Source organism: Bacillus sp. CGMCC 1.16607 (assembly GCF_042683745.1).
Classification (GTDB): domain Bacteria; phylum Bacillota; class Bacilli; order Bacillales; family Cytobacillaceae; genus Pseudoneobacillus.
In genome coordinates this window covers 442,806-462,352 of sequence record NZ_JBHUJX010000025.1, presented here as the reverse complement: position 1 = coordinate 462,352, position 19,547 = coordinate 442,806, and the positions used below count along the sequence as shown (strand labels likewise).

The 19,547-nt window shown below is 35.9% G+C and carries 17 protein-coding genes; 16 read left to right on the top strand and 1 reads right to left on the bottom strand.

The window, feature by feature from the left end; genetic code table 11:
- The first annotated feature begins 236 nt into the window (after window positions 1-236).
- From xseA to ACFSO7_RS18720, 11 genes are all read left to right on the top strand, one after another.
- Window positions 237-1,592, top strand: coding sequence for an exodeoxyribonuclease VII large subunit (gene xseA, locus ACFSO7_RS18770; protein WP_377878900.1), 1,356 nt, complete (start codon window positions 237-239; stop codon window positions 1,590-1,592).
- Entirely contained in the window at window positions 1,585-1,818 is a 234-nt protein-coding gene (gene xseB, locus ACFSO7_RS18765) for an exodeoxyribonuclease VII small subunit (RefSeq protein ID WP_377878899.1), read from the top strand. Before xseA ends, xseB begins: the two co-directional genes overlap by 8 nt.
- 3 nt (window positions 1,819-1,821) lie before the next feature.
- Window positions 1,822-2,715 (top strand): polyprenyl synthetase family protein, encoded by an 894-nt coding sequence (locus tag ACFSO7_RS18760; RefSeq protein WP_377878898.1) that lies wholly within the window; start codon window positions 1,822-1,824, stop codon window positions 2,713-2,715.
- 227 nt (window positions 2,716-2,942) lie between these two features.
- Window positions 2,943-4,838, top strand: a complete 1,896-nt coding sequence (gene dxs / locus ACFSO7_RS18755) for a 1-deoxy-D-xylulose-5-phosphate synthase (protein ID WP_377878897.1) — start codon at window positions 2,943-2,945, stop codon at window positions 4,836-4,838.
- A 2-nt stretch (window positions 4,839-4,840) separates the two neighbouring features.
- Window positions 4,841-5,686 (top strand): TlyA family RNA methyltransferase, encoded by an 846-nt coding sequence (locus ACFSO7_RS18750; RefSeq protein ID WP_377878896.1) that lies wholly within the window; start codon window positions 4,841-4,843, stop codon window positions 5,684-5,686.
- 126 nt (window positions 5,687-5,812) lie between these two features.
- A complete protein-coding gene (gene ahrC / locus ACFSO7_RS18745) occupies window positions 5,813-6,262 on the top strand; it encodes a transcriptional regulator AhrC/ArgR (protein ID WP_377878895.1) in 450 nt (149 codons plus the stop codon).
- 15 nt (window positions 6,263-6,277) lie between these two features.
- Window positions 6,278-7,981, top strand: coding sequence for a DNA repair protein RecN (gene recN, locus ACFSO7_RS18740; RefSeq protein WP_377878894.1), 1,704 nt, complete (start codon window positions 6,278-6,280; stop codon window positions 7,979-7,981).
- 164 nt (window positions 7,982-8,145) lie between these two features.
- Window positions 8,146-9,408 (top strand): SpoIVB peptidase, encoded by a 1,263-nt coding sequence (spoIVB, locus tag ACFSO7_RS18735; RefSeq protein ID WP_377879479.1) that lies wholly within the window; start codon window positions 8,146-8,148, stop codon window positions 9,406-9,408.
- A gap of 279 nt (window positions 9,409-9,687) precedes the next feature.
- Window positions 9,688-10,479 carry a sporulation transcription factor Spo0A gene (spo0A, locus tag ACFSO7_RS18730; RefSeq protein ID WP_377878893.1) on the top strand — a complete coding sequence of 264 codons (792 nt, stop codon included), beginning with the start codon at window positions 9,688-9,690 and terminating at the stop codon, window positions 10,477-10,479.
- A gap of 58 nt (window positions 10,480-10,537) precedes the next feature.
- Window positions 10,538-11,275: a glycerophosphodiester phosphodiesterase gene (locus ACFSO7_RS18725; RefSeq protein WP_377878892.1), complete on the top strand. Its 738-nt coding sequence runs from the start codon at window positions 10,538-10,540 to the stop codon at window positions 11,273-11,275.
- 180 nt (window positions 11,276-11,455) lie between these two features.
- The gene (locus ACFSO7_RS18720) at window positions 11,456-11,881 is read left to right on the top strand and encodes a DUF3995 domain-containing protein (protein ID WP_377878891.1); all 426 of its coding nucleotides are present in this window, start codon (window positions 11,456-11,458) and stop codon (window positions 11,879-11,881) included.
- Between the two features lie 202 nt (window positions 11,882-12,083).
- Here ACFSO7_RS18720 and ACFSO7_RS18715 read toward each other — a convergent pair whose 3' ends face one another.
- Complete coding sequence (locus tag ACFSO7_RS18715) at window positions 12,084-12,329, bottom strand: DUF2627 domain-containing protein (protein ID WP_377878890.1); 246 nt, start codon at window positions 12,327-12,329, stop codon at window positions 12,084-12,086.
- Window positions 12,330-12,480: 151 nt separating this feature from the next.
- Here ACFSO7_RS18715 and ACFSO7_RS18710 point away from each other — a divergent pair, with 151 nt between their 5' ends.
- The 5 genes from ACFSO7_RS18710 to lpdA all read left to right on the top strand — a co-directional run bounded on the left by ACFSO7_RS18710 (window position 12,481) and on the right by lpdA (window position 19,540).
- Complete coding sequence (locus ACFSO7_RS18710; protein ID WP_377878889.1) at window positions 12,481-14,553, top strand: sigma 54-interacting transcriptional regulator; 2,073 nt, start codon at window positions 12,481-12,483, stop codon at window positions 14,551-14,553.
- A 144-nt stretch (window positions 14,554-14,697) separates the two neighbouring features.
- Window positions 14,698-15,603 (top strand): phosphate butyryltransferase, encoded by a 906-nt coding sequence (gene yqiS / locus ACFSO7_RS18705; RefSeq protein ID WP_377878888.1) that lies wholly within the window; start codon window positions 14,698-14,700, stop codon window positions 15,601-15,603.
- A gap of 45 nt (window positions 15,604-15,648) precedes the next feature.
- Complete coding sequence (gene bcd / locus ACFSO7_RS18700; protein WP_377878887.1) at window positions 15,649-16,746, top strand: branched-chain amino acid dehydrogenase; 1,098 nt, start codon at window positions 15,649-15,651, stop codon at window positions 16,744-16,746.
- A gap of 234 nt (window positions 16,747-16,980) precedes the next feature.
- Entirely contained in the window at window positions 16,981-18,102 is a 1,122-nt protein-coding gene (gene buk, locus ACFSO7_RS18695; RefSeq protein WP_377879478.1) for a butyrate kinase, read from the top strand.
- A 16-nt stretch (window positions 18,103-18,118) separates the two neighbouring features.
- On the top strand, window positions 18,119-19,540 hold the full coding sequence (gene lpdA, locus ACFSO7_RS18690) for a dihydrolipoyl dehydrogenase (RefSeq protein ID WP_377878886.1): 1,422 nt from the start codon (window positions 18,119-18,121) through the stop codon (window positions 19,538-19,540).
- Window positions 19,541-19,547 lie beyond the last annotated feature (7 nt).

The following is a 19,547-nucleotide window of genomic DNA, read 5'->3' as shown; positions in this document are numbered from 1 at the left end:
CACTTAATATAGTAGAGAATAGCCGTAATGGATTTGGACATTTTTTTGTAGGAAATTATTTTAACAAGATGTGGATACTTTGGAGTAGTTTATCTTAATCCAGCTCCAGCGCCTAGCCCCCTCGAGGTCAAAAGCCAATCCGACAGGAAGGTTAATGAACAACCTTCCCGCCGGCTCGTCTTTTGCTTGTCGGGGCTGATCAAGGCGCCTCCGCCTTTTGTTTAAGGAGCTCTAACATGTCTGATCAAAAATATTTATCAGTTAATGCTTTAACTAAATATATTAAAAGAAAATTCGATGTCGACCCACATTTACAGGATGTTTTAGTAAGAGGAGAGATTTCGAATTACAAACAGCATTCAAGCGGGCATATGTATTTTACTTTAAAGGACGATAAAGCACGGATTTTAGCTGTTATGTTCTCTAGCAATAATAAAAATATGAAATTTTCCCCAGAGAATGGCATGAAGATTTTAATAAAAGGGGATATATCTCTCTACGAGCCAAGTGGTCAATATCAAATATACATAAAAGAAATGCAGCCAGACGGAATTGGTGATCTCTTCCTAGCTTACGAGCAATTGAAAAAAAAGCTTGAGCAAGAAGGATTGTTTTTACAGAGTGTTAAGAAAAGTCTACCCCCATTTCCCAAAAAAATTGGAGTAATTACTTCTCCAACAGGTGCAGCCATTCGTGACATACTGACTACCTTAAAAAGAAGATACCCCATTGCGAATATTTTAATTCTACCGGCTTTAGTACAAGGTGCACAGGCAGGCTCTTCTATTGTTAAAGCAATCGAAAATGCCAACAAATTAGGGGATATTGATGTGCTGATTGTTGGGCGGGGTGGTGGTTCGATTGAAGAGCTTTGGCCATTTAATGAAGAAATCGTTGCTAGAGCTATTTTTTCATCAGTTATTCCGATTATTTCAGCTGTTGGACATGAGACCGATTTTACAATTGCCGATTTTGTCGCTGATTTAAGAGCTCCAACCCCTACAGGTGCGGCGGAACTTGCTGTTCCACATATTGATGATTTAAAAGATAAAGTAGCCGAACGACAATCACGTCTATTTAGAGCTATGCGTGAGAAAATTAGTTTTCAAAAAGCTCGTATTGATCGAATTCAAAAATCCTATGCATTTAGATATCCGAAAAAATTGTATGAGCAAAAGCTAGAACAGGTGGACAGACTGACAGATCGATTAATGAAAGGGACAACCCTTTCAACGAATCAGAAAAAAGAAAAACTTGACTTGCTAATGAAGAGAATAACACGAAATCACCCGAACCAACTTTTACTAAAAGGACAGGATTCGTTTGAAAAGACTCAGAGAAGGCTAGTTCGAGCTACAATTGCTATTCATCAACAGAAAAGGCAACAGTTTCAACATGTTTTATCTACATTAGATGCTCTAAGTCCATTAAAAATTATGGATCGTGGTTATAGTCTTGTATATACGAAGAATCAACAGTTAATAAAGAAAATTGAACAGGTACAAAAAAATGATCTGATCAATATTCAATTAAATAATGGGAAAATGGAGTGCCAAGTAATTAATGTAGAAAGAAGTGATATGAATGTCTGAGAAAGTAACACTTACTTTTGAAGAAGCGATTCAGAAATTAGAAGTGATCGTGGAACGATTAGAAGAAGGAGACGTCCCTTTAGAGGAAGCAATAGAAATATACAAAGAAGGCATGAATTTATCAAAGCTTTGTCAAGATAAATTAACATATGTTGAAGAGCAGTTAGCCCAAATGTTAACAGAGGATGGGCGGACAGTGCAGTTTGCAATCCGCGAGGAGGAATAATTTGTGCGGGCATTACTTTTACCTGAATTTTCGGAAAGGTTTCGTTCGATTCTTGAGGAAGAATTAAAACGTAGAACCCTTTCATTAAATGCTCCAACCATAATTAAGGATGCTATGCTTTATTCCTTAGAAGCTGGTGGAAAAAGGATAAGACCATTATTATTATTCGCTACCATACATGCTTTTAATAAAGATTCATCGATTGGACTTGATACAGCTGTTGCAATCGAAATGATACACACGTATTCACTAATTCATGATGATTTACCATGTATGGATGATGATGATTTACGTCGTGGAAAACCGACGAATCATAAAGTTTTTGGTGAAGCGATTGCTGTATTAGCTGGTGATGCTTTACTAACATATAGCTTTCAAGTAATTACGGAAACCTCAAAGGAAATCGTTTCTAACGATATTAAATTAGAATTAATAAAAGAATTAGCTAAAGCTGCTGGATCAGAAGGTATGGTTGGTGGGCAAGTTGCTGATATGGAAGCTGAAGGAAAACGCTTGGACTTAAGTGAATTGGAATATATACATATTCATAAAACAGGAAAACTTTTAGCGTTTAGTATTCTTGCTGGGGCAATCATTTCTGAAGCAACTGAAATAGAGAAAAAATGTTTAACTAATTTTGCCCATCATCTTGGATTAGCGTTCCAGATACAGGATGATATTCTAGATCTTGAGGGTGATCAAGAAATTATTGGTAAGCCCGTAGGAAGTGATCAACATAATAATAAGAATACATATCCTTCCTTATTAACGATTGAAGGGGCTAAAAAAGCACTGCAAGACCATATAAAAGAAGCAAAAAGGAATTTAGTGGAGAGCGGACTAAACACAGACTTATTAGCGGAAATCACCAACTTAATCGCTTCAAGGGATCATTAAACAACGTTATCAACATGATTTGAGAGAAAATAACATATATGATATAATCAATTTTATTAAATGAAACTTCAATCAGATTATAAAATGATATTCACAATGGCCGTTACCACATTTGTGTTAGCGGCTATTTTTTCAATGTCTTACTTAAGAAAGTTCCAAATGAAATATAATAGAAAAATGAGTAAGAAACATAGGAATAATAAGATACGAAAGTGAGTGATCCTATTATGGATCTTTTGAAAATAAAAGACCCTTCTTTCTTAAAAGGAATGACCATCCCAGAATTAGAATCATTAAGCCAGGAGATCCGCCAGTTTCTTATTGAGAAGCTTTCCACAACAGGGGGGCATATTGGACCAAATTTAGGGGTCGTTGAATTAACAATTGCACTGCATACTTGCTTTGAAAGTCCAAAAGATAAACTAATATGGGATGTCGGACATCAGTCCTATGTACATAAAATTTTAACTGGAAGAGCAAGCCAATTTGATACGCTAAGACAATTTAAAGGACTGTGCGGCTTTCCGAAAATGATCGAAAGTGAACATGATGTTTGGGAAACAGGGCATAGTTCCACTTCTTTATCTGCTGCAATGGGAATGGCAATTGCCCGCGACCTTAAGAATGAATCATCTTATATTATCCCAATTATTGGTGATGGTGCTTTAACGGGTGGTATGGCCTTGGAAGCATTAAACCATATCGGACATGAAAAGAAAAATATGATAGTCATATTAAATGATAATGAAATGTCTATTGCTCCCAATGTTGGTGCTCTCCATTCTGTTTTAGGAAGACTTCGTACTGCTGGAAAATACCAGTGGGTAAAAGATGAATTGGAATTTATCTTAAAGAAAATTCCAGCGGTAGGTGGCAAATTAGCCTCTACAGCTGAAAGGGTAAAGGATAGTCTCAAGTATTTATTTGTGTCAGGTATGTTTTTTGAAGAATTGGGATTTACCTATCTAGGCCCTGTTGACGGTCATAATTATGAAGAACTATTTGAGAATTTTAAATATGCTAAAAAAACGGAAGGACCTGTACTTCTTCATGTCATTACGAAAAAGGGGAAAGGGTATCATCCAGCTGAAAATGATAAAAAGGGTACTTGGCATGGTACAGGACCTTATAAAATGGAAACAGGCGATTTTGTCAAACCATCTTTGCCAACTCCACCTGCTTGGAGCAGTCTAGTAAGTGAAACGGTTCGTAAGCTTGCGCGTAAGGATGATCGCATTGTAGCTATCACTCCTGCGATGCCTGTTGGTTCTAAATTAGAGGGGTTTGCAAGTGAATTTCCAGATCGAATGTATGATGTGGGGATCGCTGAACAACATGCAGCAACTGTAGCAGCAGGATTAGCAACACAAGGTATGAAACCATTTCTTGCTATTTATTCGACTTTTTTACAGAGAGCTTATGATCAAGTTGTTCATGATATTTGCCGCCAAAATTTAAATGTATTCATTGGTATCGACCGTGCAGGTTTAGTGGGAGCAGACGGTGAAACTCATCAAGGTGTTTTTGATATTGCTTTTTTACGCCATATTCCTAATCTCGTTCTTATGATGCCAAAGGATGAAAATGAAGGTCAGCATATGGTGTATACAGCAATTCAGTATGATCAAGGTCCTATTGCAATGCGTTTCCCAAGAGGGAATGGGATTGGTGTACCTATGGATGAAAACCTACGAACCATTCCGATTGGTACATGGGAGGTATTGAAAGAAGGCGATGATGTGGCTATCCTCACCTTTGGAACAACCATTCCAATGGCATTAGAAGCTGCCGCACAATTAGAAAAAGAAGGTATTCAAGTTAAAGTTGTAAATGCTAGGTTTATCAAACCATTAGATGAAAAAATGCTCTTTAACATAATGAAATCAGATATCCCGATTTTAACGATTGAAGAAGCTGTTCTACAAGGTGGATTTGGAAGTACAGTTTTGGAGTATGCTCATGACCATGGCTACTCATCTGCAAAAATTGAAAGAATGGGAATTCCTGATCAATTTATCGAGCATGGAAATGTGGACTGCTTATTAGAGGAAATTGGTTTAACAACTGAAGAAGCAGTTAAAAAAATAAAAAAACTTGCATTGTTAAAAGTAAAAAGGGCGTAAATATGAAACGTAAGAAAGAGCGACTCGATGTTTTACTAGTAGAAAGAGGATTAATTGAAACACGTGAAAAAGCAAAAAGAGCAGTAATGGCTGGGCTTGTATATTCAAAGGAACAAAGATTAGATAAGCCGGGTGAAAAGGTCATTTCAGACATTCCATTAACAATAAAAGGGAATGTAATACCTTATGTAAGCCGCGGAGGGTTAAAGCTAGAAAAGGCTTTAGAAGTATTTAATCTTGATATTAAAGGCAAGAAGATGATTGATATTGGAGCTAGTACAGGAGGTTTTACGGATTGTGCTCTCCAAAATGGTGTCTTAATGTCTTATGCATTAGATGTAGGCTACAATCAATTAGCGTGGAAATTAAGACAGGATGAGCGTGTAGTTGTGATGGAACGAACGAACTTCCGTTATGTCACACCGGCTGATTTAACTATGGGATTACCAGAGTTTGCCTCCATAGATGTTTCTTTTATTTCCTTAACATTAATTTTACCTGTTTTGAAACATTTATTAATGCCGAACAGTGATGTAGTTGCGCTCATTAAACCACAGTTTGAAGCTGGAAAGGACCAAGTGGGGAAAAAAGGAATCGTTCGTGATCCTAGTGTCCATCTGTTGGTTATTGAGAAAATCATTCGTCACTCTATTCAAGAAGGTTACGATGTGGTTGAATTGTCATTTTCCCCGATAACTGGAGGAGACGGCAATATAGAGTTTTTAATCCACTTAAAATGGGCAGGAAATCAAGAGAATAAGAATGGGGAATCCCTTCTCACTATTACACCAGAAGATGTGGTGAAAACAGCACATAATGAACTGAAAACGAAAAAGGAAGAGGAATAAGATCACACTTATCCTCTTCTTTCTTTTGGTATCAAAAAACATGTACAATCCCGATAAAATGGGCTAACATATGATTAGATAAGACAAATTATTACATATTAATGGTTTGTAATTAGAGGTGAAAGTATGAATAAGGGTCAACGTCATATAAAAATTAGGGAAATAATCACTAACAATGATATTGAGACACAGGATGAATTAGTCGATGCTTTAAAAGAAGCAGGGTTTAACGTTACACAGGCAACGGTTTCTCGTGATATAAAAGAGCTTCATTTAGTGAAGGTCCCATTAATGGATGGAAGATATAAATATAGCTTGCCAGCTGACCAACGTTTTAATCCTTTACATAAATTAAAGCGGACATTAATGGATGCCTTTGTAAAAATTGACTCGGCAGGGCATTTATTAGTAATGAAGACATTACCAGGGAACGCAATGGCTATAGGTGCTTTAATTGATAACCTTGTTTGGGAAGAAATATTAGGTACTATTTGTGGTGATGATACGATTCTGATTATTTGTCGAACACCTGCAGACACTGATATCATAACAAACCGCTTCCTTGAGATGCTTTAAAAAGGAGTGAATGGATTGTTAGTTGAATTATCAATAAAGAACTTTGCGATTATTGAACGTCAAGCGATATCTTTTGAAAAAGGGTTAACTGTTTTATCAGGAGAAACCGGTGCTGGAAAATCCATCATAATTGATGCTATTCATTTATTAGTAGGTGGAAGAGGATCATTTGAATTTGTTCGCCATGGTGAGGAGAAGGCAGAAATTGAAGGTTTGTTTCAAATCGATGAAAAAGAACACCCGATTTTACATAAAGCTTCTGAATTTGGAATTGATATTGAGGATGGAATGGTTGTACTTCGAAGAGAAATTTCCAAGACTGGAAAAAGTATTTGCCGAATAAATGGTAAATTAGTAACGATTTCTGTATTAAGAGAGTTAGGTGGTCATTTAGTTGATATTCATGGTCAGCATGAGCATCAGGAACTTATGAATGAATCATCACATCTTTCTTTATTAGATCAATTTGGGGCGGAAGAAATTGAGCCTGCATTAAAAGAATATCAATTAGTTTATCGTAAATATGAGCAAACAGTAAAAAAGCTAAAGAGTTTAAGTGAAAATGAGCAGCAAATGGCTCATCGGCTAGATTTGATTCAATTTCAATTTGAAGAAATTCAAAAAGCAAACTTAAAGTTAAATGAGGATACAGAATTATTTGAAGAAAAGAAAAAGCTAAACAATTTCGAGAGAATATTTAGTTCGATTCAATCTTCGTATACGGCTTTAAATGGGGAACAAAAAGGTCTTGATTGGATAGGAACAGTCATGGGTCATTTGGAGGATGCTGCAAGTTTAGACTCCCAATATCAAGAATTATTTGAAACAGTATCCAATATCTTTTATTCCCTTGAAGATGCAAATCGGACATTAAGAAATGAAATTAGTGGATTGGAATATGATCCTAACCGTTTAAATCAAATAGAAGAAAGGTGGAATGAGATAAATCAGTTAAAAAGAAAATATGGAAAAACGATTGAAGAAATCTTAGAATATGCTGCAACAATCGAAGAAGAAATAGGAACCATTCAAAATAAAGAAACCCATATTGGTCAATTAGAAAAAGAGATGGTCGAGCTTAAAAAAGAACTGCAAAAGGAATCGCAAACTGTAAGTAAATTAAGAAAAAAGTGGGCTGATAAGCTAACTGTTTTAATCCACAAGGAACTTAAAGAGCTCTATATGGAAAAAGCTATTTTTGAAATTCGATTAGAAAAGGCAGATGACACTTTCTCTCTTTCTGGGTCGGATATGACTGAGTTCTACATTTCAACGAATCCAGGTGAACCGTTAAAACCTTTAGTGAAAATAGCCTCAGGTGGTGAGCTTTCACGAATGATGCTTGCATTGAAAAGTATTTTTTCCAAGCATCAAGGAGTAACATCGATTATCTTTGACGAGGTTGACACAGGTGTAAGTGGTCGAGTGGCACAAGCAATAGCAGAAAAAATTTATCAAGTAGCTGTTGACTCACAAGTATTATGTATTTCCCATTTACCACAAGTAGCGGCGATGGCGGACACTCATTTATATATTTCTAAAAATATGACAGAAGGAAGAACAAAAACCTCAGTTAACACTTTATCTAATGAAGAAAAGATAAAAGAAATCGGACGTATGATATCTGGAATCGAAATAACTGATTTAACGAAGGAACACGCAAAAGAACTTCTTTTATTAGCTGAACATATGAAGAAACAAAAAGAAACTATCGTCTAAACGGTAGTTTTTTTCTTTTCCAATATACTCTTTTCTGCTTTTCTTTATCTTCCAGTTATAAATGAGCCTTTACAAGGCAAAATTATAATTGTAGCCAATAAGACGTTTGTGGACTAGAAGCGAGGAGAGTGAAAAATTTGTTCATTGAAAGCTTAAGAAAAATAATGGGTGGAATTCTCCTTGTTTCATTAATTTCATTAGGTTTTTCCTCGTTTTTTCAAGAATATATAGATATTCCTAAAAGTATTACCGTATTTGAAGGTCAGAATTTACAGTTAAACAAAGCTATTCCGGCTGCCATCTCGTTAAATCATAATAATTCAAGTGTTTCCATACGAGATGAAAAAGAAACGATAAATATTAGCGGAAAAGAGCAAGGAAACAATGAAATGCTTCTTGAATTAGCAGGTTTCCCAATAAAAAAGGTCGATGTTCATGTTTTAAAGGATTTTAAAGTAATACCTGGTGGCCAATCCATTGGTGTAAAACTTAATACAGTTGGCGTGTTAGTTGTTGGTCATCATCAGGTTAGTACAAGTAATGGCAAAAAGTCTCCTGGAGAAATAGCAGGAATTAAAGTTGGTGATATTATTACCAAAATAAATGGCCAAACCATAGAAAAGATGACAGATGTTGCACCATTTGTGCAAAATTCTGGTGAAAATGGTAAACCATTGCAAGTCGTTATTAGCCGTGAAAGCGGTGAGTTTACAACGAATCTTCAACCTTTAAAAGATGAAAATGAAGCCACTTATAAACTTGGGTTGTATATACGTGATTCTGCTGCGGGGATTGGAACAATGACTTTTTATGATCCAAAGTCTAAAAAATATGGTGCATTAGGTCACGTCATTTCGGATATGGATACGAAAAAACCCATAGTGGTAGAAGATGGACAAATTGTTCGATCAACTGTTACCTCGATAGAAAAAGGAAGTAATGGCGATCCAGGTGAAAAACTCGCTCGCTTTTCTTCTGACCGTGAGATCATTGGTAATATAAATAGAAATAGCCCATTTGGAATATTTGGCGAACTAAATAAAGACATTTCCAATGGAGTATTAGATAAACCACTGCCAATTGCATTATCTCATCAAGTAAAAGAGGGACCAGCTCAAATATTAACAGTTGTAGAAAATGATAAAGTCGAATTATTCGATATCGAAATTGTGAGTACGATACCACAAAAGTTTCCAGCAACGAAAGGAATGGTTTTAAAAGTAACCGATAAAAATTTACTTGATAAAACGGGTGGAATCGTTCAAGGGATGAGTGGAAGTCCGATTATTCAAGATGGAAAATTAATTGGAGCCGTTACCCATGTTTTTGTAAACGATCCGACGAGTGGATATGGAGTCCATATCGAATGGATGCTTAATGAAGCGGGAATTGATATTTATGAGAAATCAAGAAAAAAGGCAAGTTAATATGTAATACCATAAAAAAATAGGCGTTTTGCGCCTATTTTTTATGGTATTATATAAATAAAATAAAGATTTTTCGACAAAATCATTATAAAAACTTTGTCAACTATCGAAATAAGTCGAAACAGCTAGAAAAACAGAGGAAATATAAGGTTTTCCGTAAATTTTAAGAAAATTTTAAAAAACAAGAGGATTTTCTGTTGCATTGTCGAATTTGTCATTTAGAATAGAAATAAAGAAGAATTGTTTTGGCAACATTCGAATCTGAGGAGGAAATTTGCATTGAGAAAAATCAAAGTTTGTATTGTTGATGATAATAGAGAGTTAGTGGGATTATTAGAGGATTATCTCTCATCCCAAGAAGATTTAGATGTTGTTGGAATCGCACACAATGGTCAAGAATGTCTAACAATGCTTGAACATACTGATCCAGACGTTCTTGTTTTAGATATTATCATGCCACACTTAGATGGATTAGCCGTCTTAGATAGACTTCGTGATATAAAAAAGAATTCTCTACCGAATGTCATCATGCTTACAGCTTTTGGACAGGAAGATGTGACGAAAAAAGCAGTAGAATTAGGAGCGTCCTATTTTATTTTAAAACCATTTGACATGGAAAATTTAGCAAGCATTATTCGTCAAGTGAGTGGGCAATCGAATCAGGTCACTAGAAAGCCAATGAATATGGGTTTCCGTCAGCCTTTAGAGCAGAAACCAAAAAATTTAGATGCAAGCATTACGAGCATTATCCATGAAATCGGTGTACCAGCACATATTAAAGGTTATTTATATCTGCGTGAAGCGATTTCTATGGTTTATAATGATATTGAATTACTTGGTTCTATTACAAAGGTTTTATACCCTGATATTGCAAAAAAATATAATACTACCGCAAGCCGTGTAGAACGTGCGATACGTCATGCCATTGAAGTAGCATGGAGTCGTGGGAACATTGATTCAATTTCCTCTCTCTTCGGATACACCGTCAGTATGTCAAAAGCAAAACCTACGAATTCAGAATTCATCGCAATGGTTGCAGACAAACTTCGTCTTGAGCATAAGGCTTCATAAACTAGAATTAGACAATTAAGTTTATTGACAATCTTTGCTGATAGGAGAGTATTTTTGGATGACAAAGATTTTTGCCCATCGAGGATATTCAGCTGCTTTTCCGGAAAATACGATGAAGGCGTTTATAGAAGCGGAAAAAGTCGGCGCTTGCGGATTAGAAATCGATGTACAACTTACAAAAGATGGTGAAGTTGTCGTTATACACGATGAAAAAGTAGATCGAACAACAAACGGCAGTGGATTCGTTAAAGATATTACTTATAAAGAAATAAGAAAATTAGATGCGAGTTACAAAAATAAAAAGTGGTTAAAAAAAGAACCAATTCCATCCTTAAAGGAATTATTAGAATGGATGACTTCAAATTCACTAATTTGTAATATTGAATTGAAAAATGGGATATTCCCTTATACAGGGATGGAAGAAAAGGTTATTTCCTTAATAAGGTACTATAATTTGGAAGACCGAATTATTTTATCCTCATTTAATCATTATAGTATAGTTTATTGTTATCGACTTGCACCGGAGATTGAAACAGCACCATTATATTCTGAAGGATTATTCATGCCTTGGGTATATGCAAATTCAATTAAAGCGAAGGGGATTCACCCCAAATTAGTTGCAGCTCCAAATGAAATTATTTTAAGTGCAATGGAAAATGGTGTTGCAGTCAGACCTTATACCGTTAATAAAGAAGAAGATATGCGCCGACTCATTGAAATCGGCTGTAGCGCCTTCATTACCGATGATCCAGTAAAAGCGATCCAAGTTTTTAATAATATTAAAAAGATACCGTAAATAAACGATAATGAGTTTGGTTTTGAAGTAGCAAAAGTAAAATAATAAATCAATTTGAAGCCCAACTCTTATATGATTTGGGCTTCATTTATTTGGTAATCTATTAGAGTTTCGATGAATAAAACAAATCGATTAGCAATTTAGATTCGGAGGACGATAACATACAGAAGGAGTGCTAAATTGATAAAGATTTTAATAGGGATAACGTCACTAATATTTATAATTATTGGTATATTACACGTTTTTTGGGCATTTGGGGGAAGTTGGGGAGTAAATTCGGTTCTTCCAACTAAAGATGACAGTACATTACCAGTATTACGACCAAGAATGTTAGGTACACTTTTTATCGGATTACTTTGCTTTTTTGCATCTGTACTTTTATTAATTCAAATAGATTTGTTCACAGTTATTAAATCCTCCTCTCTTTCAAAATGGCTTTGTATGGCTGGAGGAATTGTTTTCTTGATACGTGCTATCGGTGAAGGAAAATATGTAGGTTTTTTTAAGAAAATTAAACATACTAGATTTGCAAAACAAGATACAGCCTTCTATTCCCCTCTTTGTGTTTGGATTAGTATTATTTTTTTTCTAGCATCATTTATATGAGATTTCGACAATCTACAAATTGATGAGCGTATTCAAGTGGTAAAATAGATTTTAGACGTATTATGAAAAATGGCGAAATTCGAAAGAAAAAGCAATGGAAATGAATTCCATTGCTTTTTTTATTGCTACCATTATGTTGAAAACTTTACAAAATATGATACTAATCGGGTTGTGAAATCCGGAACCCAACCCGTTAAATAAACTATGGTCTCTTTTTATTTTGAAAACGTGCTTGAACCTTATTTCTCTTTTTATCACGGTGTAAGATAAATCCGGCAACAAAACCTAAACCAACAAGAAAGAGAATGAGACCGCCGATAAACTGCAAAGATAAATAAGGAAAGGGGGAGTGAAGAATTCCAAAAAGCATATCTCTCATTAATTTAATCCCGACAGCTGCAAAGAAACCTGGGATAAGTAAAATGATTAAAGCAATAATTCTTGTCATCTAAATCATCCTAACTTGAGTCAATATTAAAATGATAAACCAAGGCAGAAAATTGTCAAGAACTCTGTTTGCATGTAAAATAATTATATTGAAAAATTTTTCACATTGTTTTGTGAAAGTTTAGAAATTTTTTTCAATTGAGGATGATGATATGCAAAAAGTGATGATTGTAGGAGCTGGAAAAGGCGGTTCTTCGATTCTAAAAATTTTAAAAGAAACAGCTGTTTTGGATGTGCAAGTTGTTATTGATCATAATCAGACGGCTCCTGGATTACAATTGGCTAAACAAGAAGGGATTCAGACTGGAAATGATTGGAGACCATTTTTGTCGGATGATATTGATATCATTATTGAGGTTACTGGAAATGAAGACGTATTTAAAGAACTAAGAGATGCAAGGAGTAAAAATACCGTTCTTATTCCAGGTAGCGTTGCTTTTTTAATTTCTAAATTAATGGAAGAAAAAGAAGAGCTAATTGAAACATTGCAAAATGAAACGTATAAGCAAGATTTAATTTTTAATTCTACTGATGATGGAATGATTGTTATTAATGTTACGGGAGAAATTATTTTCTTTAATCGTAGCGCAGAGAAAATGGTTGAAATTCAAAGTGAAAATGCGATTGGAAAACATGTCCTAGATATTATTCCAAATAGTAGATTGCCAAGAATATTAGAATCGAGACGTATCGAAGCCAACCAAGAGCAAATTTTATCAAATGGTTTGAAAATTATTACAACCAGAATTCCGATGGTCGATGAAAATGGGAAATTATTTGGTGCCTTTGCCGTTTTTAAAGATATTACAGAAGTTGTCAATTTAGCGGAAGAGGTTACGAATTTAAAAGAAATTGAAACGATGCTTCAAGCCATTATTCAATCAAGTGATGACGCAATATCAGTAGTAGATGATTCAGGACGTGGGATATTAATTAACCGAGCCTATTCCAGGTTAACAGGTTTAAAGGAAGAGGAAGTGATTGGGAAACCAGCAACAGCTGATATTTCCGAAGGTGAAAGTATGCATATGAAGGTTCTTCAAACGAGAAGACCGGTTCGGGGTGTAGCGATGAGAGTTGGCCCGAATAAGAAAGAAGTTGTTGTCAATGTAGCTCCGATTATTGTTGATGGTAAACTCAAAGGTAGTGTTGGAGTCGTTCATGATATGTCAGAAATTCAAAGTTTAAATCGTGAATTGAATCGAGCAAGGCAAATCATTCGAACCCTTGAAGCGAAATATTCATTTGAAGATATCATTGGCACTTCCGAGGAAATGAAAATTGCCATTGAACAAGCGAAGCTAGGAGCAAAAACTCCTGCAACTGTATTGCTAAGAGGAGAGTCCGGTACAGGAAAAGAATTGTTTGCGCATGCTATACATAATGCTAGTGATCGGAAGTTTAATAAGTTTATTCGAGTTAATTGTGCGGCTATTTCAGAGACCTTATTAGAAAGTGAATTATTTGGTTATGACGAAGGGGCATTTTCTGGAGCAAAACGTGGTGGGAAAAGAGGTCTTTTTGAAGAAGCTAATAATGGCAGTATTTTTCTCGATGAAATTGGGGAACTATCAGCAGGCACACAGGCGAAATTACTTCGAGTTCTGCAAGAGCAAGAAATAATTCGTGTTGGAGGGACGAAGCCAACGCCAATTAATGTTAGAGTTATCGCAGCGACGAATGTAAATTTAGAAAAAGGAATGGCAAATAAGACGTTTAGGGAAGACTTATATTATCGTCTTAATCGTATGCCTATTCAAATTCCCCCTTTACGAAAGAGGCTACAGGAGATTCCTGATCTTTGTGAACGATTACTACATAAAATTAATCGTGATTACGGTAGAAATGTCGAAGGGGTAACGGATGCGGCCTTAAATCAACTTATGTTATACGAATGGCCGGGGAATGTTCGAGAGTTAGAAAATATTTTGGGTAGAGCCATCATTTTTATGCATTATTATGAAACGATGATCGATATTCATCACCTACCTGAATTAAAAAATAAATATACTTTGAAAAAAAATGATCAACAAGATCCTCAAATTTTTGATATGGATCAGTCTTTGTCAGAAATGCTTGATCATTACGAATCTAAAGTTATTTCACAATCTTTAATCAGATACAATGGAAATAAAACCTTAACAGCAAAAGCACTAGGATTATCATTGAGAAATTTATACTATAAGCTCGAAAAATATCAAATTGCAAACAATGGCATGCAATAAATTTCATATAGTGCAAAAAAATGCACACTCAAATACTTTTTTTATCGAAAAATGAAGCGTTTTCATAAGTGTTAAAGTTGGCACGGTTCTTGCAATATACAAATTGTATATGTTTACAGCAATAGAAAGGGTTGGATTCAACTTATGAAACTGGATGTATTAATCAACAAGGCAACCCAAATGGAGAATCAAACTGTTGCAGTAGCTGCCGCTGAGGATGAAGAAGTCATTGAAGCTGTTTCAGAGGCAATCAAACATAATCTTGGAAGTTTTCTCTTATTTGGAGACAAAGAAAAAATTGTACAATTAATTAATGAAAAAAACAGTGATTTACTGTCAAATCCTGCTGTGAAAATTATTCATACAAATTCCAAACAATTAGCAGCGGAAAATGCCGTTAAAGCGGTTAAACTTAATGAAGCAACTGTATTAATGAAAGGGAATATCCCAACTGCTAATATACTAAAAGCAGTATTGAACAAAGAATATGGTTTAAGAACTGGGAATGTTCTCTCGCATGTAGCTGTATTTGCAGTAGAGGGCTTTGACCAATTTATCATTATTACGGATGCTGCAATGAACATTGCACCAGATTTGGAACAAAAAGCTCAAATAACAAAAAATGCAGTAACCATTGCGAGAAAAATCGGGGTTGAAAAACCTAAAGTTGCAGCAATTGCAGCTGTTGAAGTAGTTAATCCTGCCATGCAGGCAACATTAGATGCCGCGGCACTTACTTTAATGAATCAAAGGGGACAAATTCAAGATTGTATCGTTGATGGACCTCTTGGTTTAGATAATGCTATTTCCCAATTCGCTGCAGAACATAAAGGAATCACAAGTAAAGTAGCCGGAAGAGCTGATATACTACTTGTTCCTACTATAGAGGTTGGAAATTCCTTGTATAAATCCCTTATTTACTTTGCTAATGCGAAGGTTGGGGCAGTAATTGCGGGTGCTAAAGCTCCAATTGTATTAACCTCCAGAGCAGATACAGCTGAGAGTAAATTATATTCTCTAGCGTTAGCAATCTGCTCTGCTGCAAAATAATTTGAATAATTACTAACTTTTTTTGAAAATGGGGAGGAAATAATAATGGAAATCTTCAAGTACTTAGAAAAGTATGATTATGAGCAAGTTGTATTTTGTCAGGATAAATCTTCAGGTTTAAAAGCAATTATCGCTATTCATGATACAACATTAGGACCTGCTCTTGGTGGTACACGTATGTGGACATATGAATCAGAAGAGGCAGCTATTGAAGATGCTCTTCGCCTTGCAAAAGGGATGACTTACAAAAATGCGGCAGCAGGATTAAACCTTGGTGGGGGTAAAACAGTTATTATCGGTGATCCTCGTAAAGATAAAAATGAAGAAATGTTCCGTGCTTTTGGACGTTATATTCAAGGCTTGAATGGTCGATATATTACAGCTGAAGATGTAGGTACGACTGTAGCTGATATGGATCTTATTCACGAAGAAACCGATTTTGTTACAGGGATTTCACCTGCATTTGGATCATCAGGAAATCCATCACCTGTAACTGCTTACGGTGTATATGTTGGGATGAAGGCAGCTGCTAAAGAAGCTTTTGGTACAGATTCACTTGAAGGAAAAGTGATTGCTATTCAAGGTGTGGGTAATGTTGCTTATACCTTATGCCGTTATTTACATGAAGAAGGTGCACAACTTATTGTAACGGACATTAATAAAGAAGCTGTACAACGTGCAGTGGAAGAGTTTGGTGCAAAAGCGGTTGATCCAAATGAAATTTATAGTGTAGATTGCGATATTTATGCTCCATGTGCGTTAGGTGCAACGGTAAATGATGATACAATTCCACAACTTAAAGCGAAGGTTATTGCAGGTTCTGCAAACAATCAATTAAAAGACACTCGTCATGGAGATATTATCCATGAAATGGGAATTATCTACGCTCCAGATTACGTAATCAATGCAGGTGGAGTAATTAACGTGGCAGATGAGTTATATGGATATAATCATGAACGTGCAATGAAGAAAGTAGAACAAATCTACAATAGTATCGAGAAAATTATCGAAATTGCAAAACGTGATGGAGTACCTACTTATGTAGCTGCTGATCGTATGGCAGAAGAACGTATTGAAAAAATGCGTAATTCTCGTAGTCAATTTTTACAAAACGGTCATCATATCCTAAGCCGTAGAAAGTAATAAACATATTAGGAAAGAGGGACTGGTCGTGGTCTGAAAGTTTATCATGACTAGCCCCTTATTCCCATTTTGTTAACAATTTAAAAAGAGTTTTTTGTACTACAAAAATGTCTAGCTCCAGCGCCTAGCCCCTCGAGGTCAAATGTTCGAAACCCAAAAAGTCAAAGAACGACTTTATGGGTTTCGAAGCATTTGCTTGTCGGGGCTGACCAAGGCGCTTGCGCTTTTCTTACAATGGAGGAATCTACTTTGTTAGATAAAGAATATCGAATACTCGTTATCAACCCGGGTTCGACATCTACGAAAATTGGGGTTTTCGATAATGAAATGTCTATCTTAGAAAAAACGATTCGTCATGATTCCGAGATCATCAATTCCTTTGATAATATTATTGATCAATACGAGTTTCGGAAAAATACGATTCTCGAAACTTTGGATGATGAAGGAATGAATATTTCTAAATTAAGTGCTGTATGTGGCCGTGGAGGACTACTTCGACCAATCGAAGGTGGTACTTATTCAGTCAATGACTTGATGCTTGAAGATTTACGTGCAGGATATTCTGGTCAGCATGCTTCAAATTTAGGAGGAATCATTGCTTTTGAAATTGCCTCAGGTTTAAATATTCCATCTTATATTGTCGACCCAGTTGTGGTAGATGAATTAGATGAGATTGCTCGAATTTCTGGCTTTTCACTTATTGAAAGAAAAAGTATCTTTCATGCTTTGAATCAAAAAGCGGTGGCGAGACGAGTAGCAAAACAACTTGGCAAGAAGTATGAAGAACTGAATTTAATTGTCACTCATATGGGTGGTGGTATTACCGTTGGTGTACATAAACAAGGGCGAGTAGTGGATGTGAACAACGGTCTTCACGGAGATGGACCTTTCAGTCCGGAACGTGCGGGTACAGTTCCGGCAGGGGATCTCGTTTCGCTTTGTTTCTCAGGAGATTATTACCGTGAAGAAATTATGAAGAAGCTAGTTGGTCAAGGTGGATTAGTCGGTTATTTAGGCACGAATGATGCGGTGAAAGTTGAGCAAATGATTCAAAGGGGTGACGAGAAAGCTAACCTTGTTTATTCAGCAATGGCTTATCAAGTAGCAAAGGAAATTGGAGCTGCAAGTGCTGTTCTGAAAGGGAAAGTTGATGCCATCATTCTTACAGGTGGTTTAGCTTATGGAAAAGATTTTGTTCATGAAATTAGTGAAAGAATTAATTGGATAGCAGATGTGATTGTTCACCCAGGTGAAAATGAGCTTCAAGCTTTGGCCGAAGGTGCTCTTCGTGTGTTAAGAGGGGAAGAACGGGAAAGAGAATACCCTGGTGAAATGAAGAAAACAACTTCAGTATAAGGAGGAGAAGTTTAGGATGGCACGTGAATATGATCTAGTCATACTAGGTGGCGGTACAGGTGGTTATGTTGCAGCGATTAGAGCCGCGCAGCTAGGATTAAAAACAGCAGTAGTAGAAAAGGCAAACCTTGGTGGAACATGCCTTCATAATGGCTGTATCCCCAGTAAAGCTTTATTAAGAAGTGCTGAAGTTTATGCACAGACAAAACATAGTGAAGATTATGGTGTCATAACTAGCGAAGTATCGGTTAATTTTTCTAAGGTACAGGAAAGAAAAAATAAAATCGTTGATCAATTACATAAAGGCGTTCAACATTTAATGAAAAAAGGAAAGATTGATGTATTTGAAGGTTTAGGAAGAATCTTGGGACCATCCATCTTTTCTCCAATGCCAGGAACAATTTCTGTTGAGATGAATGATGGCTCTGAAAATGAAATGTTAATTCCGAAAAATGTAATTATTTCCACGGGATCTCGACCAAGAACACTTCCAGGATTGGAAATAGATGGCCAGCAAATATTAACTTCTGACGAAGCTTTAAAGATGGAAGAATTACCGAAATCAATGATTATTGTTGGTGGCGGTGTCATTGGAATCGAATGGGCATCCATGCTTTCAGATTTTGGAGTAGAAGTAACCGTTATTGAATATGCGAACCGCATTATTCCTACAGAAGATGATGAAATTTCAAAAGAAATGCAAAGATTAATGAAGAAAAAAGGCGTGAAAATTGTTACAGGTGCAAAGGTTCTGCCAGAAACTTTAGTTAAAGACACTGAAGTAAAGATTTCTGCTGAAATTAAAGGCGAGAACAAAGAATTCGCAGCTGAAAAGATTTTAGTTTCAGTTGGTCGTCAAGCCAATATTGAGGGAATCGGCCTTGAGAACACAGAAATTCAAATTGATCGTGGCGCAATTGTAACAAACGAATTTTTCCAAACAAAGGAATCACATATTTATGCGATTGGCGACGTGATTGGTGGTTTACAACTAGCACATGTTGCTTCCCATGAAGGAATTGTAGCTGTTGAACATATCGCTGGGGAAAATCCACATCCTATCGATTATAACCTTGTTTCAAAGTGTATTTATAGTACACCTGAAGTAGCTGGCGTAGGATTAACCGAAGTACAAGCAAAAGAAAAAGGTCATAAAGTGAAAGTAGGAAAGTTTTCATTCCGTGCCATTGGAAAAGCGCTTGTTTTTGGTGAAAGTGATGGTTTCGTCAAGATTATTGCTGATGAAGAAACAAATGATTTATTAGGTGTTCATATGATTGGTCCGCATGTAACGGATATGATCTCAGAAGCGGGTCTTGCAATGGTCCTAGACGCAACACCTTGGGAAATCGGTCAAACGATTCATCCACATCCAACATTGTCAGAAGCTATTGGCGAAGCAGCTTTAGCGGTTGATGGGAAAGCGATCCACGGGTAAAAGAAAT

What these genes read in the sequence shown, in the direction of transcription:
- spoIVB (WP_377879479.1), top strand. Translation starts at nt 8,146, where the DNA reads ATGGGTGGAATTCTCCTTGTTTCATTAATTTCATTAGGTTTTTCCTCG.
- ACFSO7_RS18715 (WP_377878890.1), bottom strand. Translation starts at nt 12,329, where the DNA reads ATGACAAGAATTATTGCTTTAATCATTTTACTTATCCCAGGTTTCTTT.
- dxs (WP_377878897.1), top strand. Translation starts at nt 2,943, where the DNA reads ATGGATCTTTTGAAAATAAAAGACCCTTCTTTCTTAAAAGGAATGACC.
- xseA (WP_377878900.1), top strand. Translation starts at nt 237, where the DNA reads ATGTCTGATCAAAAATATTTATCAGTTAATGCTTTAACTAAATATATT.
- ACFSO7_RS18710 (WP_377878889.1), top strand. Translation starts at nt 12,481, where the DNA reads ATGCAAAAAGTGATGATTGTAGGAGCTGGAAAAGGCGGTTCTTCGATT.
- yqiS (WP_377878888.1), top strand. Translation starts at nt 14,698, where the DNA reads ATGAAACTGGATGTATTAATCAACAAGGCAACCCAAATGGAGAATCAA.
- ACFSO7_RS18750 (WP_377878896.1), top strand. Translation starts at nt 4,841, where the DNA reads ATGAAACGTAAGAAAGAGCGACTCGATGTTTTACTAGTAGAAAGAGGA.
- bcd (WP_377878887.1), top strand. Translation starts at nt 15,649, where the DNA reads ATGGAAATCTTCAAGTACTTAGAAAAGTATGATTATGAGCAAGTTGTA.
- buk (WP_377879478.1), top strand. Translation starts at nt 16,981, where the DNA reads ATGGAGGAATCTACTTTGTTAGATAAAGAATATCGAATACTCGTTATC.
- ACFSO7_RS18725 (WP_377878892.1), top strand. Translation starts at nt 10,538, where the DNA reads ATGACAAAGATTTTTGCCCATCGAGGATATTCAGCTGCTTTTCCGGAA.
- xseB (WP_377878899.1), top strand. Translation starts at nt 1,585, where the DNA reads ATGTCTGAGAAAGTAACACTTACTTTTGAAGAAGCGATTCAGAAATTA.
- lpdA (WP_377878886.1), top strand. Translation starts at nt 18,119, where the DNA reads ATGGCACGTGAATATGATCTAGTCATACTAGGTGGCGGTACAGGTGGT.
- ahrC (WP_377878895.1), top strand. Translation starts at nt 5,813, where the DNA reads ATGAATAAGGGTCAACGTCATATAAAAATTAGGGAAATAATCACTAAC.